Source organism: Pediococcus acidilactici (genome assembly GCF_016127815.1).
GTDB classification, from domain to species: Bacteria; Bacillota; Bacilli; order Lactobacillales; family Lactobacillaceae; genus Pediococcus; species Pediococcus acidilactici.
Genome location: NZ_CP066046.1, coordinates 196,825 through 215,374, shown reverse-complemented (window position 1 = coordinate 215,374; position 18,550 = coordinate 196,825). Strand labels below are relative to the sequence as shown.

The following is an 18,550-nucleotide window of genomic DNA, read 5'->3' as shown; positions in this document are numbered from 1 at the left end:
TTCAATCAAACCGCCAAATAAATTTGGTATTATATTAGTAATTGATTTTTAACATTGTGGAGGAAACTTGTATGAGTGAAGACTCACGGAATTCCAATTTAAGCCGATTTAGCGGCAACCAGTTTAATTCTGCGCCGGAGGGAAATGATTCCAACGCCGAGGAGCAAAATAACCCAACCAGTGGCAGCCGGCAAAAACGGCAACGTAATCCCCGTCCGCCTAAGAAGTGGCATCCTTGGCGCTGGGTTGTTTGTGCCGTTATCGCCCTCCTGTTGATCGTTTTCGGGGTCAAAAAATGGTATACCGCTAAAAATGCGGTCGATTCAATTTTTGATAGTGCTCGCATTCAAAAAGCCCGGGACGTTTCCAGCGAGCTAAAACACGGCAAACCGATTTCCATCCTATTATTGGGTACCGATACTGGGGCGCTAGGCCGGAATTATCGTGGTCGTACCGACACAATGATCGTCGCTACGTTAAATCCCAAAAAGAAGAAGATGACTTTGACTAGCATCCCCCGAGATACCGTAATGTCAATCCCGGGATATTCCAGTTATTCACCATCCAAAATTAATTCTGCCTATGATTTTGGCGGAGCCGGAACGGCCATTCGAGCGGTTCAAAAATTGTTAAACGTTCCAATTGACTACTACGGATTAATCAACATGGGTGGACTAGAAAAAATTGTCGACGGTGTAGGCGGGATTGACGTCACCCCTAAGCTAACCTTTAAGTATGGCAACGCCGACGTTAAGAAGGGGGTTAAAATCCATCTTGATGGTAAAGCTGCCCTTGATTACTCCCGGATGCGTTACGACGATCCTAAAGGAGATTACGGAAGGCAAACTCGGCAGCGCCAAGTTTTGATGGCCATCTTAAGAAAGAGCGATTCAATCACCGCGTTGCTCAACCAAAACTTCTTAAATTCTCTGCAAAAACAAACTAAAACTGATTTAACCTTTAATGAGTTACTAGCCCTTTCAAGTAACTATCGGGTTGCTACCCACCATTTGAAATCAACTCATTTACAAGGTGAAGGGGTCACCATTAACGGCGGTTCTTATGAATACGTTCCGCAAAAAGAACGGCAACGCGTTACTAACTTCATTCGCGATGCGCTTGATTTACCACACAAAACTACCGGTACGACTGGAATCAGTAGCATGTATACCGGCGAAGTTGAGGAAAGTGATGCAACATCTAGTGCTGATAATAGCAGTACTTCTTCCAACTACAATGATCCTAACAACCAAGCAACTCCTACCCCCACTACGCCTAGTACAGGGACGGGAGTAACTACGGGATACCAAGGTTATCAAGGCTATTAAGCAATAAATACACAATTAAAAAGACTTCGTTTGACTTGAACATCTGCAAAGCAGAATTTAAAATTCGACATTGATTTTGTTTAACCAGCGAAGCTTCTAAAATTAAAACGCCCCACAAGAGTATCACAACCCTTGCGAGGCGTTTTTCAATTTCATTTATTTTTTGTTTACCGGTAGCCCTTATTTATTTTCCCGGACCTTTTTGAAACGCACTACTAATTTACGTTGCAAACGGTCAATGAACTCAGCCATCAAAAAGCCGATCCCGATTGACCCCGCAATTACCCCCACTTCCAACATAAAATGGGTGGCAAGCCGCGTATTGGACAACGCAAAGTTACGAATCATTTGGTAAGCCTGTCCGCCGGGGACCAGGGGCACAATCCCGGGAATACTGAAAACAATCATTGGCATTTTCAACCGCCGGGCCGCAAATAAACTTAGTAAGGCAATCACCGTCGTGGCCGTTAAGGAGCTTAATGCGAGCCCTAAGTGAAATTGCAACATTTCCCAGTAGATTCCCCAAGAGATTCCACCAATTATTCCAGCGGTTAACAACGCCCGGTGCGGGATGTTAATAATAATCCCAAACCCAACCGTAGCAATCCCCGCCATCACAAATTCCAATAATAACTGCATCAATCTTCCTCCATCATATGAACCGAAATACGAACGCAATCCCAAAGCCAATTGCGCATGCGGATAACAGGGCCTCCACTCCGCGCGCTGGTCCGCTAACTAAATGGCCGTTTAAAATATCCCGGACCGCGTTAGTCAAGGGCACTCCGGGAACAAGGGGCATGACTGAACCAATGATAATCTCATCTAACGATTGCCCCCAGCCCATTCGAACGATTAAGACCGCTAAAATACCGATTACGATCGAGGCAAAAAATTCGCTTATGTACTTAACGTTTAAAAGACGGTTACTCAGGTAAAAGACGGTGTACCCGAGAGCCCCCACCAACATAGTGACCCCTAAATCCACCAAATTTCCTGAAAAAGCTACCATGAAGGGCCCACTTACCAGTGCAGCTCCCAATACCTGCAGCCAAAACGGGAAAAACGGCGTTGCTTCATCCAACGTGCTTAACTTTTCGTAAAACTCGTCTAAGGTGATTTGTTTTGCCGCGTATTCTCGCGAAAAAGAATTGACCGCAGAAACCTTCTCTAGATCAAAGGCTCGCCGCGTAATTTGTTCCACCTGGGAAGTTAACGAGTCCGGAACTGAAACAATCAAGCCGGTAATTGTACCGAATAATTGTAAATCATCAATCCCTGAATTAATCGCAATCCGTTTCATGGTATCCTCGGCTCGCGACATTTCGGAGCCATTTTCAATCATTATTCGTCCAGCAAGCAGACAAGTTTTGATTACTTTTTTTAAATCACGCATCCACCGCACCTCCGCTTTAACTTCTTCATTATACCGAATAAGCCAGCGATTCGTTAATGATTTTATTTTTATAACGTAATTTCTTCGCCAAACCACACAAAAAAAGCAGAGCGCCGAAGCACCCTGCTTTTTCAGTAATTTTTTAAATTAGTTTTTTTCAACGTTTACGGCTTGAGGTCCGCGGTCGCTTTCTTCAACATCGAAGCTAACTGATTGGCCTTCTTCAAGAGTCTTGAAGCCGTCGCTTTGGATAGCTGAGAAGTGAACGAATACGTCACTACCATCTTCGCGAGTAATAAAACCAAAACCTTTGTCTGCGTTAAACCATTTAACTGTACCTTGTTCCATTATGAACATCCTCCTGTAAAACCATGATGCATGGCTGTTTTAAAATTTGTAGCTTGAGCCGGTAGTAATGGGGATAGTTCACAATAAAACAATCTGACCAAAAGCACCTAACCAAAAGCACATCTATAGTATAGCATGCCCTTCTCAAAAAAAACAGCAATATCCTTAATTTCTTTCAAAAAAATTAAAACGCTATCAAATATCACTCGCTAAACGTCGTCTTTATTAGTTGTAAAGATCTGATATTCCTTGCCCCGATCGACTTCGGCTTGCAAAGTTGCGTGTTCGATATTGTACTTATCCTTTAGCAATTTTCTAATCTTTTGGTAAATTGGTTCAACTTCGCTGAGTTCTTGATCCTCTAAAGCAATGTGGGCGGTTAGCATAATCCGGTGTTCATCAATCATCCAAGTGTGTACGTGATGAATATTAACCACTCCTGGAACGCTTAGTACCGTTGCTTTGACCGCGCGATAATCCAACCGTGGTCCCGCCTCCATTAAAATATTAGTCGCTTCGATGATAATTGGAATCGTCTTGTAAGCAATGTAAACAGAAACCACAATGGTCATCAACGGGTCCGCCCAAACCACGTGGAATATTTTGATGATTAACGCACCTAAAATAACTCCCCCAGAGGCAAATGCATCACTTAAAATGTGCAAATAGGTCGCCTTTAGGTTTAAGTTATTGTGCGAACCGCTATGTAGCAACCACGCTGAAAAACCATTGGCTAACAAACCAACTACCGCTACAACTAACATTAATCCGCCGTTAACCGGGTGCGGATGAGCGAACCGCCGAATTGCTTCCCAAATTAACAGGGCTGACATTACTAACAAAAAAATTGCGTTAAAGTACGACGATAAAATTTCTGCCCGCCGGTAGCCATAAGTCTTAGACTGATTAGAATTTCGCTGACTAATCCGACTAGCCACGTAGGCCATTACGATTGAGGCACTGTCGCCCAAGTTGTGAATCGCGTCGGACAAAAGCGCTAAACTGCCGGAGAGCAATCCGCCCCCGAATTCAACCGCCGTGATTGCTAAATTTAAAACCGTCGCTTCCAAAAATCTCAAACCGTGTTGAGCTTTGTCATCTTTAAATTCCATAAAAACTCACCCCCACTGCAACTAACCTTATTATCCTTCATTTAGAAAGCACCTTCAATACTTCTCGAAATAACAATTAATTTCGTTCTAAAATTAAAAAACTTCCCAAGAATCTAAAAATTCTTGAGAAGCTCTTTGTAATATAAGTACGATTAACGCTTACCGTGTGGAGAACTCCCTTTACTCCACCCAAGTAAGCTTTAACTATGCTCTTAGGGATCCTAATTACTACCGCTGGTGGTGCCGACCCACGCTAGGTTCTATGTAGCTAGCGATCGTATCGTACAAGCTTTGATATAACATGATGGCCACCCATAGCCAAACGGTTCCTAAGCCAACCGCCACTAGGGTATCGGTAAGGTAATGGGCCCCCATAAAAATCCGGGACCAAATTACCAAAATCTGCCAAATTACCAACCCAGCGGTGCAAGCTTTTTTCAACGATGATTCTGCCATTGGCCGTACGAAAAATAGGTAAAGAAACGCTAAAACTAAGAACGCTTCAAAAGTGTGGCCACTCGGCATACTGTATCCCGTTTCAGGGACAATTTGTGCAATCGTGGGCCGCGGACGTTTGACAAATTCCTTTAAAAGGTACGCCACAACTGCTCCGCCAAACATCGTGCAAATCACCCAAATTGCGTCAACCCGTTGCCCTTGCCGCAACCACAAGTACGCCGCAATTAATACTGCGTAAATCAACCCCAGTTTAGTGTCGGCAATCATCGTGATTAGTCGCATCACGGGTTCTAAAAACATCATAAATTCACTTTGTACGGCGCTGCTAAACAGTTGGTCCACAAAAAGCATAAACATGCTTTGCATCTTGACCCCTGCTACCAAAACGATTACCACTAACGCCGCTAGTATCACAAATCGTTTTGGCACATTAGGCATATCTCGTAACATCCCTAACTCCTCCTAGTTTTCTTGATTCCATTCGGCAATAAATTCCGTTAAAAACGACTCCATCCGCTGGGTGCGTTTTTCAGCAATTTGCTGGGCTAATGGAGTGTTCATTTCGTCCTTTAGCTTAAGTAGCTTTTCATAGAAATGGTTAATTACCGACTGATTTTGCCGATACTCGGCATGCGTCATTACTTCACGCGGCGCAATCTCGGGATCATACATTATGTGCCCGTGCGCGCCCCCATAATAAAAAGTGCGCGCAATTCCAATGGCCCCGATTGCATCCAACCGGTCGGCATCCTGCACAATCTGCCCTTCTAAAGAAAGCTTATACTTATGTTCTAAATTATCCGAAAATGACATGTGCGTAATGATATCGAAAATATGCGCAATGTCATAGTCACTAACCGCCAATTCCCGCAAAAAACGGGTCACTTCGTCTTCAGCAGTTTTAGTTTGTTCAACAACCTTTTCGTCAATCACGTCGTGCAACGTGGCAGCCGCAATGACCACAAAACGGTTGATTTTCTCATCACGATCATCCATCAACTTTTGGGCCATCTTTACCACCCGTTGAATATGGGCGTAATCATGTCCGGTCAAGTCGTTTTGCAATTTCTTCATCACAAAATGGTTGATTTGGTTTAATTGTTCGACATTATCTTGACTCATGCTTGCTTTTTCTCCGCGTATTCTACAATTTCCAATTTTCTAACCACCGTAACCTTGACCTGTCCTGGATAAGTAACCTCATCTTCAATGCGGTCCTTAACGTTAGTAGCCACGTTCTTAATACTGCGATCGTTAGTTTCCTTAGGCAAAACGATTACCCGTAGCTCGCGCCCCGCTTGAATTGCGTAACTTTCCTGCACTTCCGGCTGGTCATTAGCAATCCCTTCTAAGCTTTTAATCCGTTGCAAATAATCTGCTGCTGATTCGCTTCGAGCGCCTTGCCGAGCACCAGAAATCGCGTCTGCTGCTTCAACAAGGTCAGCAATTACGTACTTAGATTCAACGTCTCCATGGTGCGAAGCAATCGTGTTAATCACCACTGGGTTTTCCCGGAATTTCGTGGTTAACTCCACTCCCAGTTCAACGTGCGTAGCTTCAATATCCCGGTCAATAGATTTCCCAATATCATGCAAAAGCCCCGCACGCCGAGCCAATGCAGCATTTTCGCCCAATTCAGTAGCAAAAATTCCTGCTAGTTTAGCCGTTTCGATAGAATGCTCCAAAATATTTTGTCCGTAACTAGTTCGATAATGCATCCGCCCAATAATTTTAATCAAATCTGGTGCCACGTGCTTCAACTTCAATTCCCGAACCGCATTTTCACCGTAATGTCGAATGCGTTCGTCAATCGTCCGGTTAGCTTGGTTCACCAGCCGTTCAATCGTGTCGGGAAGCACCCGTTTTTCACCCTTAATAGATTTAATTACTTCCATAGCCGTAGCCCGCCGCACCGGGTCGTATCCGTTGATGATTACTTCTTTCGTTTGGTCATCAATGATCACGTCTACCCCGGTTAAGGCTTCAATCGCTCGGACATTTTGTCCGGAGTTACCAATAATTTTCCCCAAGTATTCTTGGTTATCGGCAACCAAGCCGCGGTGATTTTCATACTGCACGCTGACCACGTTACTATGTTCCATTGCCAACGCAATCAAATCTTCTGCTTCCCGTTCCTTTGAACTTTCTAATTCGGTTGCCGCATTGTTAACAAACTCTTCTTGGGATTGTTCCGCATCTTCCTTAGTGGCTTGTAAAACCACGTCACGTGCCTGCGCTTCAGGTAAATCGGCCACATTTTGCAACGTTTGCCAGCGTTCGGTAATCAACTGGTCCGCCTGCTTCAAAGTTTCCTTAACCGTATTTTTCCGGTCCTGCAACTCGTGGCGTTTCTGTGATAACAGGTTTGCTCGGTTGGCAAGTGCATTGCGCTTTTGCTCCAACAATTTCATTCGTTGCTCAATCCAAGCACCCTTGCGTTGGTTATCACGTTGATCATCGTCGAGTTCTTGACTAATGGTCATCCGGTACTGTTCCGTTTCTTGGTGACTTTTTTGTTGATATTCTTGAACTGCTTGGCGGGTCGCTTCTTGTTGCTGGGCAGTCAGCTTTTTAGCTGCTTGCCGAGCTTCTCGTAAAACTTCCTGGTGCTTTTGCGCCCGACGCCAAAATCCGCCGCCTAGTGCCAGCACCAGCAAAATTACGATTAAAATCGTTACCATCGCGTTGCCCCCTTCTTCTTCATAATCGGATTTTATTATAGCATAATTCCACTAGGCCATTTCCCGGCCATTCCAACGTTTTACCAGATGTTTAAACATCGACTAGGGGCCTCTTAAATGATTCTTAGCTAAACTTGCGGGCTTGTTTTACAATTCCACCATTCGCCACACGCCTTCACCGGCTTTTTCCAAGTCGTTTACAAAACTCAAAACCATCTTTGCCCGGTTCGGATTCTTTTCGTACAAACGGTTCAATCCCTGTCCAGTGGTCAACGGCGTGCCTAGGTTAAACTGCCCGTCCGTTTGCGTTCCTTCCGAAAAGGCCACTACCCAATCGCCAGTTTCAATCGCGGTGTATAGGAAAAATAAGGCGTAATCTTCACTCAAGTACGCGGGAACCGCCCAAACCTGGTCACCGACTTCCTGGGTCAAGTTGCCCATGAAATTGTATTCGGACGCGTTGCTGCTGTTTACTTCGTGATTTAACTGCATTAACATTGCGTCAAACGCGGGATCTCCTAACGTTACGTTTATGTTTTCAAAATTGCCTTCTGTTGTCATAACTACCTCTTCAATCAATTATTTTCTGCTCGTTTAAAGTTGTCCGGAACTGCCTACATCCCGATTGCTTGTAAGTCTGCGAGCAAGGGAGCCGTAAACTCTAATTTCTGATTCGTGAACGGATCAAAAAAGCGGATGGATTGCGCGTGCAAAGCCTGTCGCTCAATTCCCCGATCCATGGGACCACCATATAGTTGGTCGCCCACTAACGGATGGCCCGCGTTGGCAAAGTGTACGCGGATTTGGTGAGTACGTCCAGTTTTTAAATGAACCTGTACCAACGTTTGATTTGCAAAACGTTGGACCACTTTAAAGCTGGTCGTGGCGCTTTGTCCGCCTTCTTGAACCTCCCGGTGGATTCCATCGGCAGCTAGTCCTAGCGGCTGGTTAAAGGTCCCTTTTTCAGCACTAACCACCCCGTCAACTAGCGCAAGGTACGTTTTTTTAATCTTTCGATGACGTACTTGCTCGCTTAGAAGGCTGTTAGCCACTTGATGACGCGCTACGAGGGTGATCCCGCTTGTAAACCGGTCCAACCGGGTGATTAAATGGGGTACCAAGTTAACTGCTCCGTTAGCTTGCCAGTGCCCCTTAATCCGATTAACCAAGGTATCCGTACGGTTACTTGGTCCGGGAACCGCAGTTAGGCCCGCAGGTTTATTAACCACTAACCAATTATCATCTTCATAAATAATGTCGAGCGGTTGATCACTAACTGGCACCGCTGGGTCAGAATCCTCATCCGGCAGTTCAATCCAAAAGGGCTCAAAGGGCATAATCTTGTCTTTTAACGCCACCGTCCGTTCGTTTTCGTCAACTAACCGCCCGGCTTGGCGAATTTTTTGCATTAACCGTTGACTGGCTCCTAACCGTTGTAAAACTTTTTGTGCACTAATAATTTCTTCTAAATTATTTTCAATTCGATATCGCATATTTTCTCCATTCGTTTGTGCTTTCTTCCTTCACTCATTTCCATTATAGCTAATTTCCGATTCGCTTACCGAAAACTTTTTTCCTTGAAATTCAAGTAAAAGGGACTACAATGAATTTAGCTCTATCAATGGAGTAGGAATCGGTGCGTTAAGTGTCGTCGAGACGGAGAGTTGTTCGACGAACGAATGCCTAGCAGCGATATCGGTTCCGCATCTCGCCGTTGAAGAGGGAATTTTCATGCTATTTCCTTTTCGTTTTGCGGCCAATAAAGAAATGGAGGGATTTGCATGAAGGATTTTTTTAGTATTAAGGGAGTTTTTTCCGTGCGAAACCTAACCATGATGGCTTTATTGGCGGCCTTAGATGTAGTGTTGGCTCGTTACACGACCATCCATCTAACGCCCCAGTTTACCTTGGTTAGCTTCGAGTATATTCCATCGGCCATCGTTGCCGGGCTGTTTGGCCCCTGGGCTGGAATTGTGTTTGGGTTGGTCAGTGACACGGTCGGTTACTTTTCTAACCCGGTTGGTCCGTACCTTCCCGTATGGGCCATTAGCGCCATGGTGGGCAACGTCATTCAATCAGTTTTCCTATATCAAGGTAAGTTTGACTGGTGGCGAATTTTGATTGCCCGCCTTCTCGTTATGTTGGTGGTTACCATGGGCTTAAACTTCATCTGGCAGTCGATTTACTTTGGCGCGGCGGCGGCTGCGTACTACAATTCGGCACGGATCATTAGCAACATCATTCAGTTGCCAATCCAGGTGGTGTTAATTCGCGCATTTGGTCAGTTGGCACTGCGAATTGTGACCCGGATGAACGCTAGCCGGCAATCCGTCTAATAATTTATTTGCTTTTCTCCATTATTCATCATAAAATAGTAATTGATTATTTTTTTGCTGAGGAGGAAGACCATGAAGTCACCATATAATTCATTCGCCCGTGCACGTAAAGTTTCTGGCAAACGCGAACGTCGTCGCCGTCAAGCACGGATCGTAGCGATTCAAAAATTTGCTAAAGGCAAGACTGATACAATCGCTGAAACACCAAAAGTTAAATAAGAACTCAAAAGAGGTTGGAATTTTTCCAACCTCTTTTTCTGTATTATTTTTTTGCCTTCATTAAATTAAAAACGACAATTATGCCCAATCCAAACATAACTGTCGCTTTTTGTTAACGTGCGTAGGCTATTTGGCTGAGGATTCGCGCGTTTCGTCTAGTCCCTTAGAACCATTTAATAGAAGATTCATGATGATCGCCGTCACGCACCCAACCACCATTCCGTTATCTAAAATGGTTTGCACGGTTGCCGGTAAAATGTGGAACAAGGTTGGTTGGGTAGTTACCCCTAAACCAACGCCAATTGAAACCGCAATTACTAATAGGTTATTTACCGTCATGTCAACCGCCGCCAGCATCTTAATTCCTTGGGCTCCAACCATGCCAAACATTACTAGCATCGCCCCGCCAAGGACTGACGTAGGAATTAACGTTGCAATCGCGCTAAACTTCGGAATCAATCCTAAAATTAACAACATCCCCGCCGAGAAATAGATCGGGCGCAGCTTTTTAATTCCGGATAATTGCACAATTCCCACATTTTGGGAAAAGGTTGAATACGGGAAGGTGTTAAAAATTCCGCCTAGGATTGCCGCAATCCCTTCCGAGCGGTACCCGCGTTTTAAATCGTCCGCCGTTAGTTTCCGTTCCGTGATATCCGCTAAAGCAAAGTAAACTCCGGTAGATTCAATCATACAAGTTACCGCGGCTAACAACATCGTTAGGATGGAGGACCATTCAAACTTCGGAGTCGCAAAGTAAAACGGTAGCGGGATTTTTAACCAGCTTGCTTGACTGATCGGCGTTGGATCAATTAATCCCATCAAAACCGCGATTAACGACCCGGCTACAATGCCAATCAAAACTGAAATCCGTTTAACGAATCCGTGAGTGAACACTTGAATTAAAATAATAATTAGTGCAGTTACAAAACCTAAAATCAAGCTGCTAGCACTTCCAAAATGCGGATCCGCAACGTTGCCGCCTCCAATATTCTGGAAAGCAACCGGGATTAACGTAAAGCCAATTAAGGTAATTAGTGATCCGGTCACCACTACCGGAAAGAATTTCCGTAGTCGCGCGAAAAGTCCGCTAATTAAGAAAACAAAAATTCCGGCGGCAATGACGCCCCCGTACATGTATCCCCAACCAAAGGTGTTTCCAATGTGCTCCATCGGGGCCAAATATTCCACAGCTGAGCCGAGCACCACCGGTAAGGCAATCCCAGTTAGCGGCGTCCGCTTAATTTGTAAGAAAGTTGCTACCCCGCACATAAAAATGTCCACGGAAATTAAATAGGTCATTTGTTGGGCGTTAAATTTTAAAGCTGCCCCAATCAAAAGCGGGATTAAAATATCCCCCGCGTACATTGCTAGCAAGTGCTGAAACGCCAGCAGAATTGTCTTTGGCGTCGACAACCGTTCTTCTTGTAAAACTTGCGACTCAAATTCCTTCATCTCATCCTCCACTATATCAGTAATCATTTTCAGTTTATAACGAACATTTTAGCATAATAATCGGCTTTTAAAAAGACGAATAACGAACTTTATTTTACTTAAAGGGTATTTCGAATAAATATTGTTCGCCTATTGTTCCTGTGAGTTTTGTGTAAAAGTTATATAATGAACATATAAAATAATAAAGGAGTGTTTATCAATGAACAAACGCATTCACGGTTCTTGTACCACTATCTTAGTTGGTAAAAAGGCCTCCATCGATGGTTCAACGATTATTTCACGGAACGACGACGGCCATGAAGCCCTCGATCCCCAACGTTTTGTCGTTGTTAATCCCGATGAACAACCCCAAAATTATCGTGCCGTAATCAGCGGCGTGGAAGTTAAGCTTCCCGATAATCCATTACGTTACACTTCCATGCCAAACTCCATTTTAACGAACGGAATTTGGCCGGCAGCCGGCATCAACAGCGAAAACGTTGCAATGTCCGCTACCGAAACCATCACCACTAATTCCCGGATTCTTGGAATTGATCCTTACGTAGAAAACGGGATTGGCGAAGAAGACATCGTTACGTTAGTTTTACCATACATTCACAGCGCCCGGGAAGGTGTTTTGCGGATGGGTGAACTATTAGAAGAATACGGAACCTACGAACCAAACGGAATTGCCTTTTCTGATAAGGAAGAAGTTTGGTGGCTTGAAACCATCGGCGGACACCACTGGGCAGCGGTACGGATTCCTGACGATGCTTACGTAGTTGCTCCTAACCGGATGAACATCGACCACTTTGACTTTAATTCTGACGACACTTTGTGCTCAGCAGACTTAAAAGGTTTGATCGAAAAATATCACCTTAATCCCGACTACGATGGGTACAACTTCCGCCACATTTTCGGTAGTGCATCGATTAAAGACACGGTTTACAACAACCCGCGGACTTGGTACGGACAAAAATACTTCAATCCGGAAATCGAACACGACCCGATGGACCAAGACTTACCGTTCATTTGCCACGCCGACAAGAAGATTTCAATTGAAGACGTTAAGTTTGTTTTGAGTTCGCATTTTGAAAATACGGAATACGACCCTTACGGTAACGGTACCGAAGACCAAAAGAAACTCTTCCGGCCAATCGGCATCAACCGGAACCACAACGTGCATATCTTGCAAATTCGTAACGACGTGCCCGCTGAAATTGCCGGTATCCACTGGCTAGCATACGGGGCCAACACATTTAACACGGTGGTTCCATTCTATGCAAACGTCAACGATACCCCGGACGTTTATAAAAATGCCACCGGCACGTTCGACCTTAACAACATGTACTGGTTAAGCTGCACAACCGCCCTCCTTGGCGATACCGATTACGATCTGTACGTTGACTTGCGGAACACCTTTGAACTTGAAGCAATGGGTGCTTACCGGCATATCCAAAATGAAACCGACCAAAACTTCGCTACGCAAAGCGATCCCGTGAAGTATTTGGAAGCAGCTAACGAAAAATTAGCTCACGAATCCTTCACTCGTCAAACTAAGCTACTCGGCGAAATGGTTACTTTAGGTTCGGCTCACATGAAGTTAAGATACAATTTAAACGACTAATTTTAGTTAACGACTCAAAGAATTAAAAAAACGCTTCTTAAGATTAATTTCTTAAGGAGCGTTTTAATTTAGTTAACTCTATATTGATAGTAAGCGTTGCAAAATCTAAGGCTGATTGCCTACTCGCAAACTTCCAAGTTATATTTTCTCTCTTTTTGCGGTTAATGACGTTTACGTTGCATTTGTAAACTGTGCCGCAACGCCTTAAAAATTCCCTTGTTGTTATAAACAAGCACGTTGCGCTCGTAAGCGTTCGCGCTTAACCAACAAAAAGCTAGCAAGAAAATCACGTTAATAATCCAAGCCACCCCGGCCGCACTCAGACTCGCTTGGTCAACGCCATAACGCACTGGCATTACCATCGGACTGGTAAACGGCAGGTAACTTAGCACAGTCGTCACCATCCCTTGACTATCCGGAGCCTGAATTGCCGCGAAGAAGCCCACCATCGCGATTAAAGTGGCTGGTACCGCTGCTTGCGCAATTTGTTCCTGGTTGGTAACCAGTGAACCGCAAAGGGCCGCTAAAATTGCGTACGTAAAGACCCCCAAGATGAAAAAGCCAATTGAAATACTGAGGAACGGCAAATCGATTTCGTGCCACGGGATTTGATTAATTAAATCGTGTAGTTTGACAGATTGGCCGCTGGTTAACCAAACCACCACCCCAACTACCAGGTAAACCAGTAGGTGGATTAAAGTCAAAATCCCCACGCCAAGCAATTTGCCGTAAAATTGGGTTTTCGCCTTCACCGCGGTTAAAATTGATTCTTCAATTCGAGAACCTTTTTCTGTACCAATTTCTTGGGCAATTACGTTTCCATAACTAATTAAGAAAATGTACATTGGTAACGCAATTAATTGGGCAACAATCATCCTGAGTTGCCGGTTGCCGGAATTGATCGTGGTTAACCGTCCCTTCTTAAGGCTAACCGTTTTCGTAGTTAGCTCCGGAGTCCGTAACAATTGAGCTAGCTGCTGTTGGCTTAAACCGAGTGCTTTGGCCGTATTAGCCGTATTTAAAACCGCTAAATCTTGTTGAATATCGGTCTCTTCAACGTCGGCCCCCTCTTTATTGACCGTTAGTTTTGAATGTTGCATACGCGCATCGATGGTTAGGATCCCGTCAACCTTAGTGTTTTTTAGCGCTCGTTCAGCATCCTTTTTAGAGGAGTATCCCCGATAGCGCAAATCTGCGTGTTGTGTAGCAGAAAGTTCCTGTACAATTTCTGACGGCGCCACCACCGCTACGGTAGCTTTAGAGTCTTTATGTCCGCTATAAATACCGATTCCCACCATGACTCCTGCGATAATCAGCGGCAATAAGACCAGCGACCACCAAGAAAAACTAGTCACGTTCTTTTTTAAAACTTGTTTTGCGATAATCATTAATTTATTCATCTTAGTCACCAGCCTTAATTTTGAAAATTTCGTCTAAAGTAGGCGGTTGTTGGCTAAATTCTTTTAGGTAGCCATCCTTAGTTACCAATTCAAAAATTCGGTGGCCCACCGCGGGCGTTTCTAATTCCAGAATAAACTGGTCTGCCCTTTGACTTACCCGTTGTACCCCCGGAATGGCCGCTAGCTCTGGTTGGGTAAATCGGTTTGTCTGCAAGTACACCCGCGTATCGCCAAACTGTTGGCGAATTTCATTGACCTTCCCATTTAAAACTACTTTGCCGTCCTTTAGCATCACCAGCTGATCCGACAAATCTTCAATATTTGTCATATCGTGACTAGAAAAAATAATCGCGGTACCATTCTGTCGTAAGAACCGAATTCCCTCCTTTAATAGCCCCGCGTTCACCGGATCCAACCCTGAAAAAGGTTCGTCTAGAATCGCCAGCTTAGGCATGAATATCAATGCCGCAATCAGCTGGACCTTTTGCTGATTTCCTTTGGATAAGTTCTTAATTTTTTCTTTGCGTTTCCCCTTAACTTGGAAACGATCCATCCATTCATCTAGCTGAGCTAAAATATCGTGCTTCTTCATCCCGTGTAACTGGCCAAAAAACAGTACTTGCTGTTCAATAGTCATCTTCGGGTATAGCCCCCGTTCTTCAGGAAGGTACACAATCCAGTCGCGTTTCAACTGGTTAATTGGTTTTCCATCCCACCTAATTTGCCCTTCATCAGGCGTTAAAAAATCTAAAATCATCCGAAAAGTAGTCGTCTTTCCCGCACCGTTTTGACCAATCAAACCTAAAATTTCACCTGGATGAACCACAAAAGACTCCTCACTGACGGCACAATATGTACCAAAGTATTTACTAACCTGGTCAATTTCTAACATTAATGACTCCCCTCTTTCTAATACATCCCCATCATTGAATATGGGTATTATAGCAAAGCATATAAACTATGTATGCGCTTTATTGATAAAAGTATTAAAAAGACCGCAAAACCTTGTGCAGGTTTTGCGGTCTAATCAATAAATAATTTTTATTTTAATTACTAAGGCACGAGTAACTTCTCCGACGCTACATTGCTAACCGTTATTTTTTTCGTTGTAGTAATTCAATAATATCAATGATGTTCTTAGACAACTCTTCAGCTTCCAATTCATTCATATCTTCTAAAATCCGCATTAGCTTAGTTAAATATAATCCCCGATGCTGTTGCCGATTTTCATTGACCTGTAATAGTTCAATTGTACTCAACCCTAATGCTTCAGCAATTGCTTCGATATTCTTCCAGCTAATGTTTTGGTTATCAGTTCTTTCAATTCGCGAAATGAAGTTAACTGATAAATCACTTTTCTCAGCTAACTCTTCTTGGGTCAACCCGCTCTCCTTACGAACTTGTTTAATTAATTTTCCAATATTTATATTTGCACTCATATTGCACCTCGCGTCTTGTTATAAGTCGACAATAAAGGTTTTTGGTTCTGTTGATAACAAAATATAGTCAACTAGACAATATACATATATTATTACAATCAAAAAAGGTTCGCGATTTTACCGCCTCAAAACCCCGAACCTTACCAAAAAATTAACCTTTTACCATTCGATTCCGAACAATCTTTGTCTACCAAAGTTAATGTATCGTTTATTATACTTTTAACCATTTTACCGCTGTTAAAAAATAATTTCTAGTAGACCGTCCTCTTTAAAAAAAAACAAATCAACTTATCTTTTTTCACATCCTTAAACGTAGGCTTTCAATTATCTTCAACGTTGATTTGATAGGATTTTTAGATAGTTATCAAATCGATTACGTATCTTAAATTTGTCTCCGAACTTAATCAATAAATTTTCCAAACCGTTATCCATCTTCTTAAGTAACATTATTTGCACATTAAAAATTCATAAGTTTTAATTTTCGTTCCTTCTGTATATGCACCTTTATTTTTTATAAAAAAAGTTTTATTTCCGGCACTTATTCAATGATCAAAATCCTAACATCCGACCTTTTTAAATTTAAACAAAATCACTGTACAGTTTATTATGCGTGCATATATATATAGTTAATCAAGCACTTTATAGTGTTTAAACAGGTTCAACTTTATTTGTTAACGTTCTATGCCCAGTACCTCAGTTATTATTTAAATTGTTCAGGTGTACTAGATTTTTTCACCTACACGCAAAAAAATCCACGGCTTTTTTAAAACCGTGGATTTAAAGCAAATATTTATCAATTTAATCGTGCCGACGCTTAATTGTTAGACCAAGCGTAGCTATCATTCCACTAATTACTAACCCAATAGTAGTCAGGAGTGAAGCCGAGCGAGGGTTTTCATCAGTTTGCGGCAATGTTACCGAATTCGTTTGCTTTACATTATTTTCTGTAAGCTGTGGTTTATTTGTCACTTGGGTTGGGGTTACTGATGTTACATGACTTACATTTGTAGGTATTACATTGTTATTTCTAGGTGCCTCTGGCGTTTGTACATCCGGCGCACTGACACTTGGTTCAGCTGGTTTATTTTCGTCAGTGCTTGGTACGCTTGGATTCTCCGGCTTATCTTGGCTAGGCGTTTCAGGATTATTTTCTGCTGGAGTTACTTCTTTATGCGTATATACAAAGGTAATGTTTTGCGGGTCCTTACTAAATACACCCTTTGCATTTCCTAATGTCCGTGAAAATACATACCCATCAATACTAATTGGTTGTTCATCAAATCCTTCACCAACAATATTCCCTAGCACTTTATCATCATGAATCTTATTACCGTTCTCATCTACATAATGAACGGTTACTTGCCCCAGACTTTCATGGGCAGTAAATAGTCTTTCTACATAACTATAAATGTAGCTTTGACCCTTCGCTAAGTTAAGAAAATCTGTTTCATATTGTACAGCAGAGTCTACATCATTAATGAGTGACTTTCCATAGTTACCGGAAACTTTTAAACGATCTGCAATATCACTTTCACTACCATTCCACTGGCCAGCATAGACATGAGCATTTCGTAAAGCTTCCACATACAAAGTTAATTCGTCATTTTTGATAAATACGCCGCCATTACCTGAAGCGTATAAAGAAATATCATCATTATCGTCTAACATAGTATCCAACATGGTACCAAAACTAACATTATTAAGTGTTTGGTCACCAACATTTTTAATTGTTACCGTATGTTGAATTTGACCATCTTGGGTGATATGGACTATTTCAGTAACTTCAAGTCCTGTACTAGAATCAACAAAAACTTGTTTTAAGTCGTTGTTTACTACGGTAGTGCTAACGTCACTACCGTTAATAACTGCATAATCACCATTACTCTTACGAATATAGTATGCACTAGTTGAGGAATCCCCACCGTAGAATGAATATGTATGGTCTGAACCATCTGGATTAACGACTACATTATCAAACAGTGGTCCAACTCCGTTCCAACTTTCTTCTGGAGCATGAGCGTTAATCGTATAGTGTTTGCCATTATTAACGGCGTCAACAGAAATTGATGGCGCATCCTCTTCTGAATCATAGTCATCGTTGGTATCATAGTCATCATCGGAATCAACATCATCATTTGAGTCGTAATCGTCTTCGGAATCAACATCATCATTTGAATCGTAATCGTCTTCAGAATCAACATCATCACTAATACTTTCTTTGTTATCATCATTCTTTACATCAGAGTCGGATGATGCATCATCATTAGTAGTTGTTTCATCTTGATTGTCATCTACAGCCTTAGCTTGGACTGCCTTCTCTATAGAATTATCATTCTTTTCACCAACGGTATCCTGTTGTTTTTCAACAGTTCCATTGTCTGCGTTTTCATTTTTACTAACCTGTTCAGTTTGTGTAGCATTACTATTTGCATTTACCGTATCGGCATTTACACTAGTATTAGCAAAAACTCCCACTCCCCCAGCAACAACTGCCGCAATTAACCAGCGTTTTCCACTTTTATACATTTTAAATCTCTTTTTCGTTTCCATTCTATTACTCCTCACAAATTGTATAGTATTGCATGCAAACACATTTTACCTCTTAAGGTTTATTATTTCCAACATTATTTACATATTTATTTAATTATTATAGTAATCATCAAGAAATGTTGAAATATTATCATTTTCGATACATCGTCTAAAAAAACATAGAATAAGCCCCAAAATAATACATATTTTTTCATTTCATCTATATGAATATAAAAACATTA

Annotated in this window: 18 protein-coding genes and 1 riboswitch; of the genes, 4 read left to right on the top strand and 14 right to left on the bottom strand. The window is 42.6% G+C overall.

The features are described from left to right. The first annotated feature begins 71 nt into the window (after window positions 1-71). Window positions 72-1,328, top strand: coding sequence for an LCP family protein (locus tag I6H64_RS01050; RefSeq protein WP_036685548.1), 1,257 nt, complete (start codon window positions 72-74; stop codon window positions 1,326-1,328). 180 nt (window positions 1,329-1,508) lie between these two features. Here I6H64_RS01050 and I6H64_RS01045 read toward each other — a convergent pair whose 3' ends face one another. The 9 genes from I6H64_RS01045 to I6H64_RS01005 form a co-directional block, all read right to left on the bottom strand. After that, window positions 1,509-1,967 carry a threonine/serine exporter family protein gene (locus I6H64_RS01045; RefSeq protein WP_002832298.1) on the bottom strand — a complete coding sequence of 153 codons (459 nt, stop codon included), beginning with the start codon at window positions 1,965-1,967 and terminating at the stop codon, window positions 1,509-1,511. A 13-nt stretch (window positions 1,968-1,980) separates the two neighbouring features. Continuing rightward, window positions 1,981-2,724, bottom strand: coding sequence for a threonine/serine exporter family protein (locus I6H64_RS01040; protein ID WP_005918101.1), 744 nt, complete (start codon window positions 2,722-2,724; stop codon window positions 1,981-1,983). Between the two features lie 147 nt (window positions 2,725-2,871). Further along, complete coding sequence (locus I6H64_RS01035) at window positions 2,872-3,072, bottom strand: cold-shock protein (protein WP_002832300.1); 201 nt, start codon at window positions 3,070-3,072, stop codon at window positions 2,872-2,874. A 209-nt stretch (window positions 3,073-3,281) separates the two neighbouring features. Beyond that, the gene (locus I6H64_RS01030) at window positions 3,282-4,184 is read right to left on the bottom strand and encodes a cation diffusion facilitator family transporter (RefSeq protein ID WP_008841851.1); all 903 of its coding nucleotides are present in this window, start codon (window positions 4,182-4,184) and stop codon (window positions 3,282-3,284) included. Window positions 4,185-4,412: 228 nt separating this feature from the next. After that, complete coding sequence (locus tag I6H64_RS01025; RefSeq protein ID WP_008841852.1) at window positions 4,413-5,093, bottom strand: phosphatase PAP2 family protein; 681 nt, start codon at window positions 5,091-5,093, stop codon at window positions 4,413-4,415. A 12-nt stretch (window positions 5,094-5,105) separates the two neighbouring features. Continuing rightward, the gene (locus tag I6H64_RS01020) at window positions 5,106-5,765 is read right to left on the bottom strand and encodes an HD domain-containing protein (protein ID WP_008841853.1); all 660 of its coding nucleotides are present in this window, start codon (window positions 5,763-5,765) and stop codon (window positions 5,106-5,108) included. Beyond that, window positions 5,762-7,324 (bottom strand): ribonuclease Y, encoded by a 1,563-nt coding sequence (rny, locus tag I6H64_RS01015; protein WP_008841854.1) that lies wholly within the window; start codon window positions 7,322-7,324, stop codon window positions 5,762-5,764. Before rny ends, I6H64_RS01020 begins: the two co-directional genes overlap by 4 nt. A gap of 147 nt (window positions 7,325-7,471) precedes the next feature. Next, window positions 7,472-7,885 (bottom strand): hypothetical protein, encoded by a 414-nt coding sequence (locus tag I6H64_RS01010; protein ID WP_005918087.1) that lies wholly within the window; start codon window positions 7,883-7,885, stop codon window positions 7,472-7,474. Window positions 7,886-7,938: 53 nt separating this feature from the next. Further along, window positions 7,939-8,817, bottom strand: a complete 879-nt coding sequence (locus I6H64_RS01005; protein ID WP_008841856.1) for an RluA family pseudouridine synthase — start codon at window positions 8,815-8,817, stop codon at window positions 7,939-7,941. 127 nt (window positions 8,818-8,944) lie between these two features. Further along, window positions 8,945-9,040, top strand: a riboswitch (THF riboswitch). A gap of 65 nt (window positions 9,041-9,105) precedes the next feature. Between I6H64_RS01005 and I6H64_RS01000 the strand changes: the two genes are divergently transcribed. Then, on the top strand, window positions 9,106-9,660 hold the full coding sequence (locus tag I6H64_RS01000) for a folate family ECF transporter S component (protein WP_008841857.1): 555 nt from the start codon (window positions 9,106-9,108) through the stop codon (window positions 9,658-9,660). A gap of 72 nt (window positions 9,661-9,732) precedes the next feature. After that, the gene (locus I6H64_RS00995) at window positions 9,733-9,879 is read left to right on the top strand and encodes a hypothetical protein (RefSeq protein ID WP_002832310.1); all 147 of its coding nucleotides are present in this window, start codon (window positions 9,733-9,735) and stop codon (window positions 9,877-9,879) included. Window positions 9,880-10,005: 126 nt separating this feature from the next. Here the strand turns inward: I6H64_RS00995 and I6H64_RS00990 are convergent, their stop codons facing one another. Then, on the bottom strand, window positions 10,006-11,334 hold the full coding sequence (locus tag I6H64_RS00990; protein ID WP_036685551.1) for a nucleobase:cation symporter-2 family protein: 1,329 nt from the start codon (window positions 11,332-11,334) through the stop codon (window positions 10,006-10,008). 199 nt (window positions 11,335-11,533) lie between these two features. On the opposite strand from I6H64_RS00990, the gene I6H64_RS00985 reads away from it, so the two are divergent. Beyond that, window positions 11,534-12,940, top strand: coding sequence for a C69 family dipeptidase (locus I6H64_RS00985; RefSeq protein WP_008841859.1), 1,407 nt, complete (start codon window positions 11,534-11,536; stop codon window positions 12,938-12,940). A 161-nt stretch (window positions 12,941-13,101) separates the two neighbouring features. On the opposite strand, the gene I6H64_RS00980 is transcribed toward I6H64_RS00985, so the two are convergent. The 4 genes from I6H64_RS00980 to I6H64_RS00965 all read right to left on the bottom strand — a co-directional run bounded on the left by I6H64_RS00980 (window position 13,102) and on the right by I6H64_RS00965 (window position 18,329). After that, the gene (locus I6H64_RS00980; protein WP_036685554.1) at window positions 13,102-14,340 is read right to left on the bottom strand and encodes an ABC transporter permease; all 1,239 of its coding nucleotides are present in this window, start codon (window positions 14,338-14,340) and stop codon (window positions 13,102-13,104) included. Window position 14,341: 1 nt separating this feature from the next. After that, a complete protein-coding gene (locus tag I6H64_RS00975; protein ID WP_008841861.1) occupies window positions 14,342-15,232 on the bottom strand; it encodes an ABC transporter ATP-binding protein in 891 nt (296 codons plus the stop codon). 202 nt (window positions 15,233-15,434) lie between these two features. Next, window positions 15,435-15,779, bottom strand: a complete 345-nt coding sequence (locus tag I6H64_RS00970; protein WP_002832316.1) for a helix-turn-helix domain-containing protein — start codon at window positions 15,777-15,779, stop codon at window positions 15,435-15,437. Window positions 15,780-16,577: 798 nt separating this feature from the next. Next, complete coding sequence (locus I6H64_RS00965) at window positions 16,578-18,329, bottom strand: MucBP domain-containing protein (RefSeq protein WP_008841862.1); 1,752 nt, start codon at window positions 18,327-18,329, stop codon at window positions 16,578-16,580. Window positions 18,330-18,550: the final 221 nt, after the last annotated feature.

What these genes read in the sequence shown, in the direction of transcription:
- I6H64_RS01050 (WP_036685548.1), top strand. Translation starts at nt 72, where the DNA reads ATGAGTGAAGACTCACGGAATTCCAATTTAAGCCGATTTAGCGGCAAC.
- I6H64_RS01045 (WP_002832298.1), bottom strand. Translation starts at nt 1,967, where the DNA reads ATGCAGTTATTATTGGAATTTGTGATGGCGGGGATTGCTACGGTTGGG.
- I6H64_RS01040 (WP_005918101.1), bottom strand. Translation starts at nt 2,724, where the DNA reads ATGCGTGATTTAAAAAAAGTAATCAAAACTTGTCTGCTTGCTGGACGA.
- I6H64_RS01035 (WP_002832300.1), bottom strand. Translation starts at nt 3,072, where the DNA reads ATGGAACAAGGTACAGTTAAATGGTTTAACGCAGACAAAGGTTTTGGT.
- I6H64_RS01030 (WP_008841851.1), bottom strand. Translation starts at nt 4,184, where the DNA reads ATGGAATTTAAAGATGACAAAGCTCAACACGGTTTGAGATTTTTGGAA.
- I6H64_RS01025 (WP_008841852.1), bottom strand. Translation starts at nt 5,093, where the DNA reads ATGTTACGAGATATGCCTAATGTGCCAAAACGATTTGTGATACTAGCG.
- I6H64_RS01020 (WP_008841853.1), bottom strand. Translation starts at nt 5,765, where the DNA reads ATGAGTCAAGATAATGTCGAACAATTAAACCAAATCAACCATTTTGTG.
- rny (WP_008841854.1), bottom strand. Translation starts at nt 7,324, where the DNA reads ATGGTAACGATTTTAATCGTAATTTTGCTGGTGCTGGCACTAGGCGGC.
- I6H64_RS01010 (WP_005918087.1), bottom strand. Translation starts at nt 7,885, where the DNA reads ATGACAACAGAAGGCAATTTTGAAAACATAAACGTAACGTTAGGAGAT.
- I6H64_RS01005 (WP_008841856.1), bottom strand. Translation starts at nt 8,817, where the DNA reads ATGCGATATCGAATTGAAAATAATTTAGAAGAAATTATTAGTGCACAA.
- I6H64_RS01000 (WP_008841857.1), top strand. Translation starts at nt 9,106, where the DNA reads ATGAAGGATTTTTTTAGTATTAAGGGAGTTTTTTCCGTGCGAAACCTA.
- I6H64_RS00995 (WP_002832310.1), top strand. Translation starts at nt 9,733, where the DNA reads ATGAAGTCACCATATAATTCATTCGCCCGTGCACGTAAAGTTTCTGGC.
- I6H64_RS00990 (WP_036685551.1), bottom strand. Translation starts at nt 11,334, where the DNA reads ATGAAGGAATTTGAGTCGCAAGTTTTACAAGAAGAACGGTTGTCGACG.
- I6H64_RS00985 (WP_008841859.1), top strand. Translation starts at nt 11,534, where the DNA reads ATGAACAAACGCATTCACGGTTCTTGTACCACTATCTTAGTTGGTAAA.
- I6H64_RS00980 (WP_036685554.1), bottom strand. Translation starts at nt 14,340, where the DNA reads ATGAATAAATTAATGATTATCGCAAAACAAGTTTTAAAAAAGAACGTG.
- I6H64_RS00975 (WP_008841861.1), bottom strand. Translation starts at nt 15,232, where the DNA reads ATGTTAGAAATTGACCAGGTTAGTAAATACTTTGGTACATATTGTGCC.
- I6H64_RS00970 (WP_002832316.1), bottom strand. Translation starts at nt 15,779, where the DNA reads ATGAGTGCAAATATAAATATTGGAAAATTAATTAAACAAGTTCGTAAG.
- I6H64_RS00965 (WP_008841862.1), bottom strand. Translation starts at nt 18,329, where the DNA reads ATGGAAACGAAAAAGAGATTTAAAATGTATAAAAGTGGAAAACGCTGG.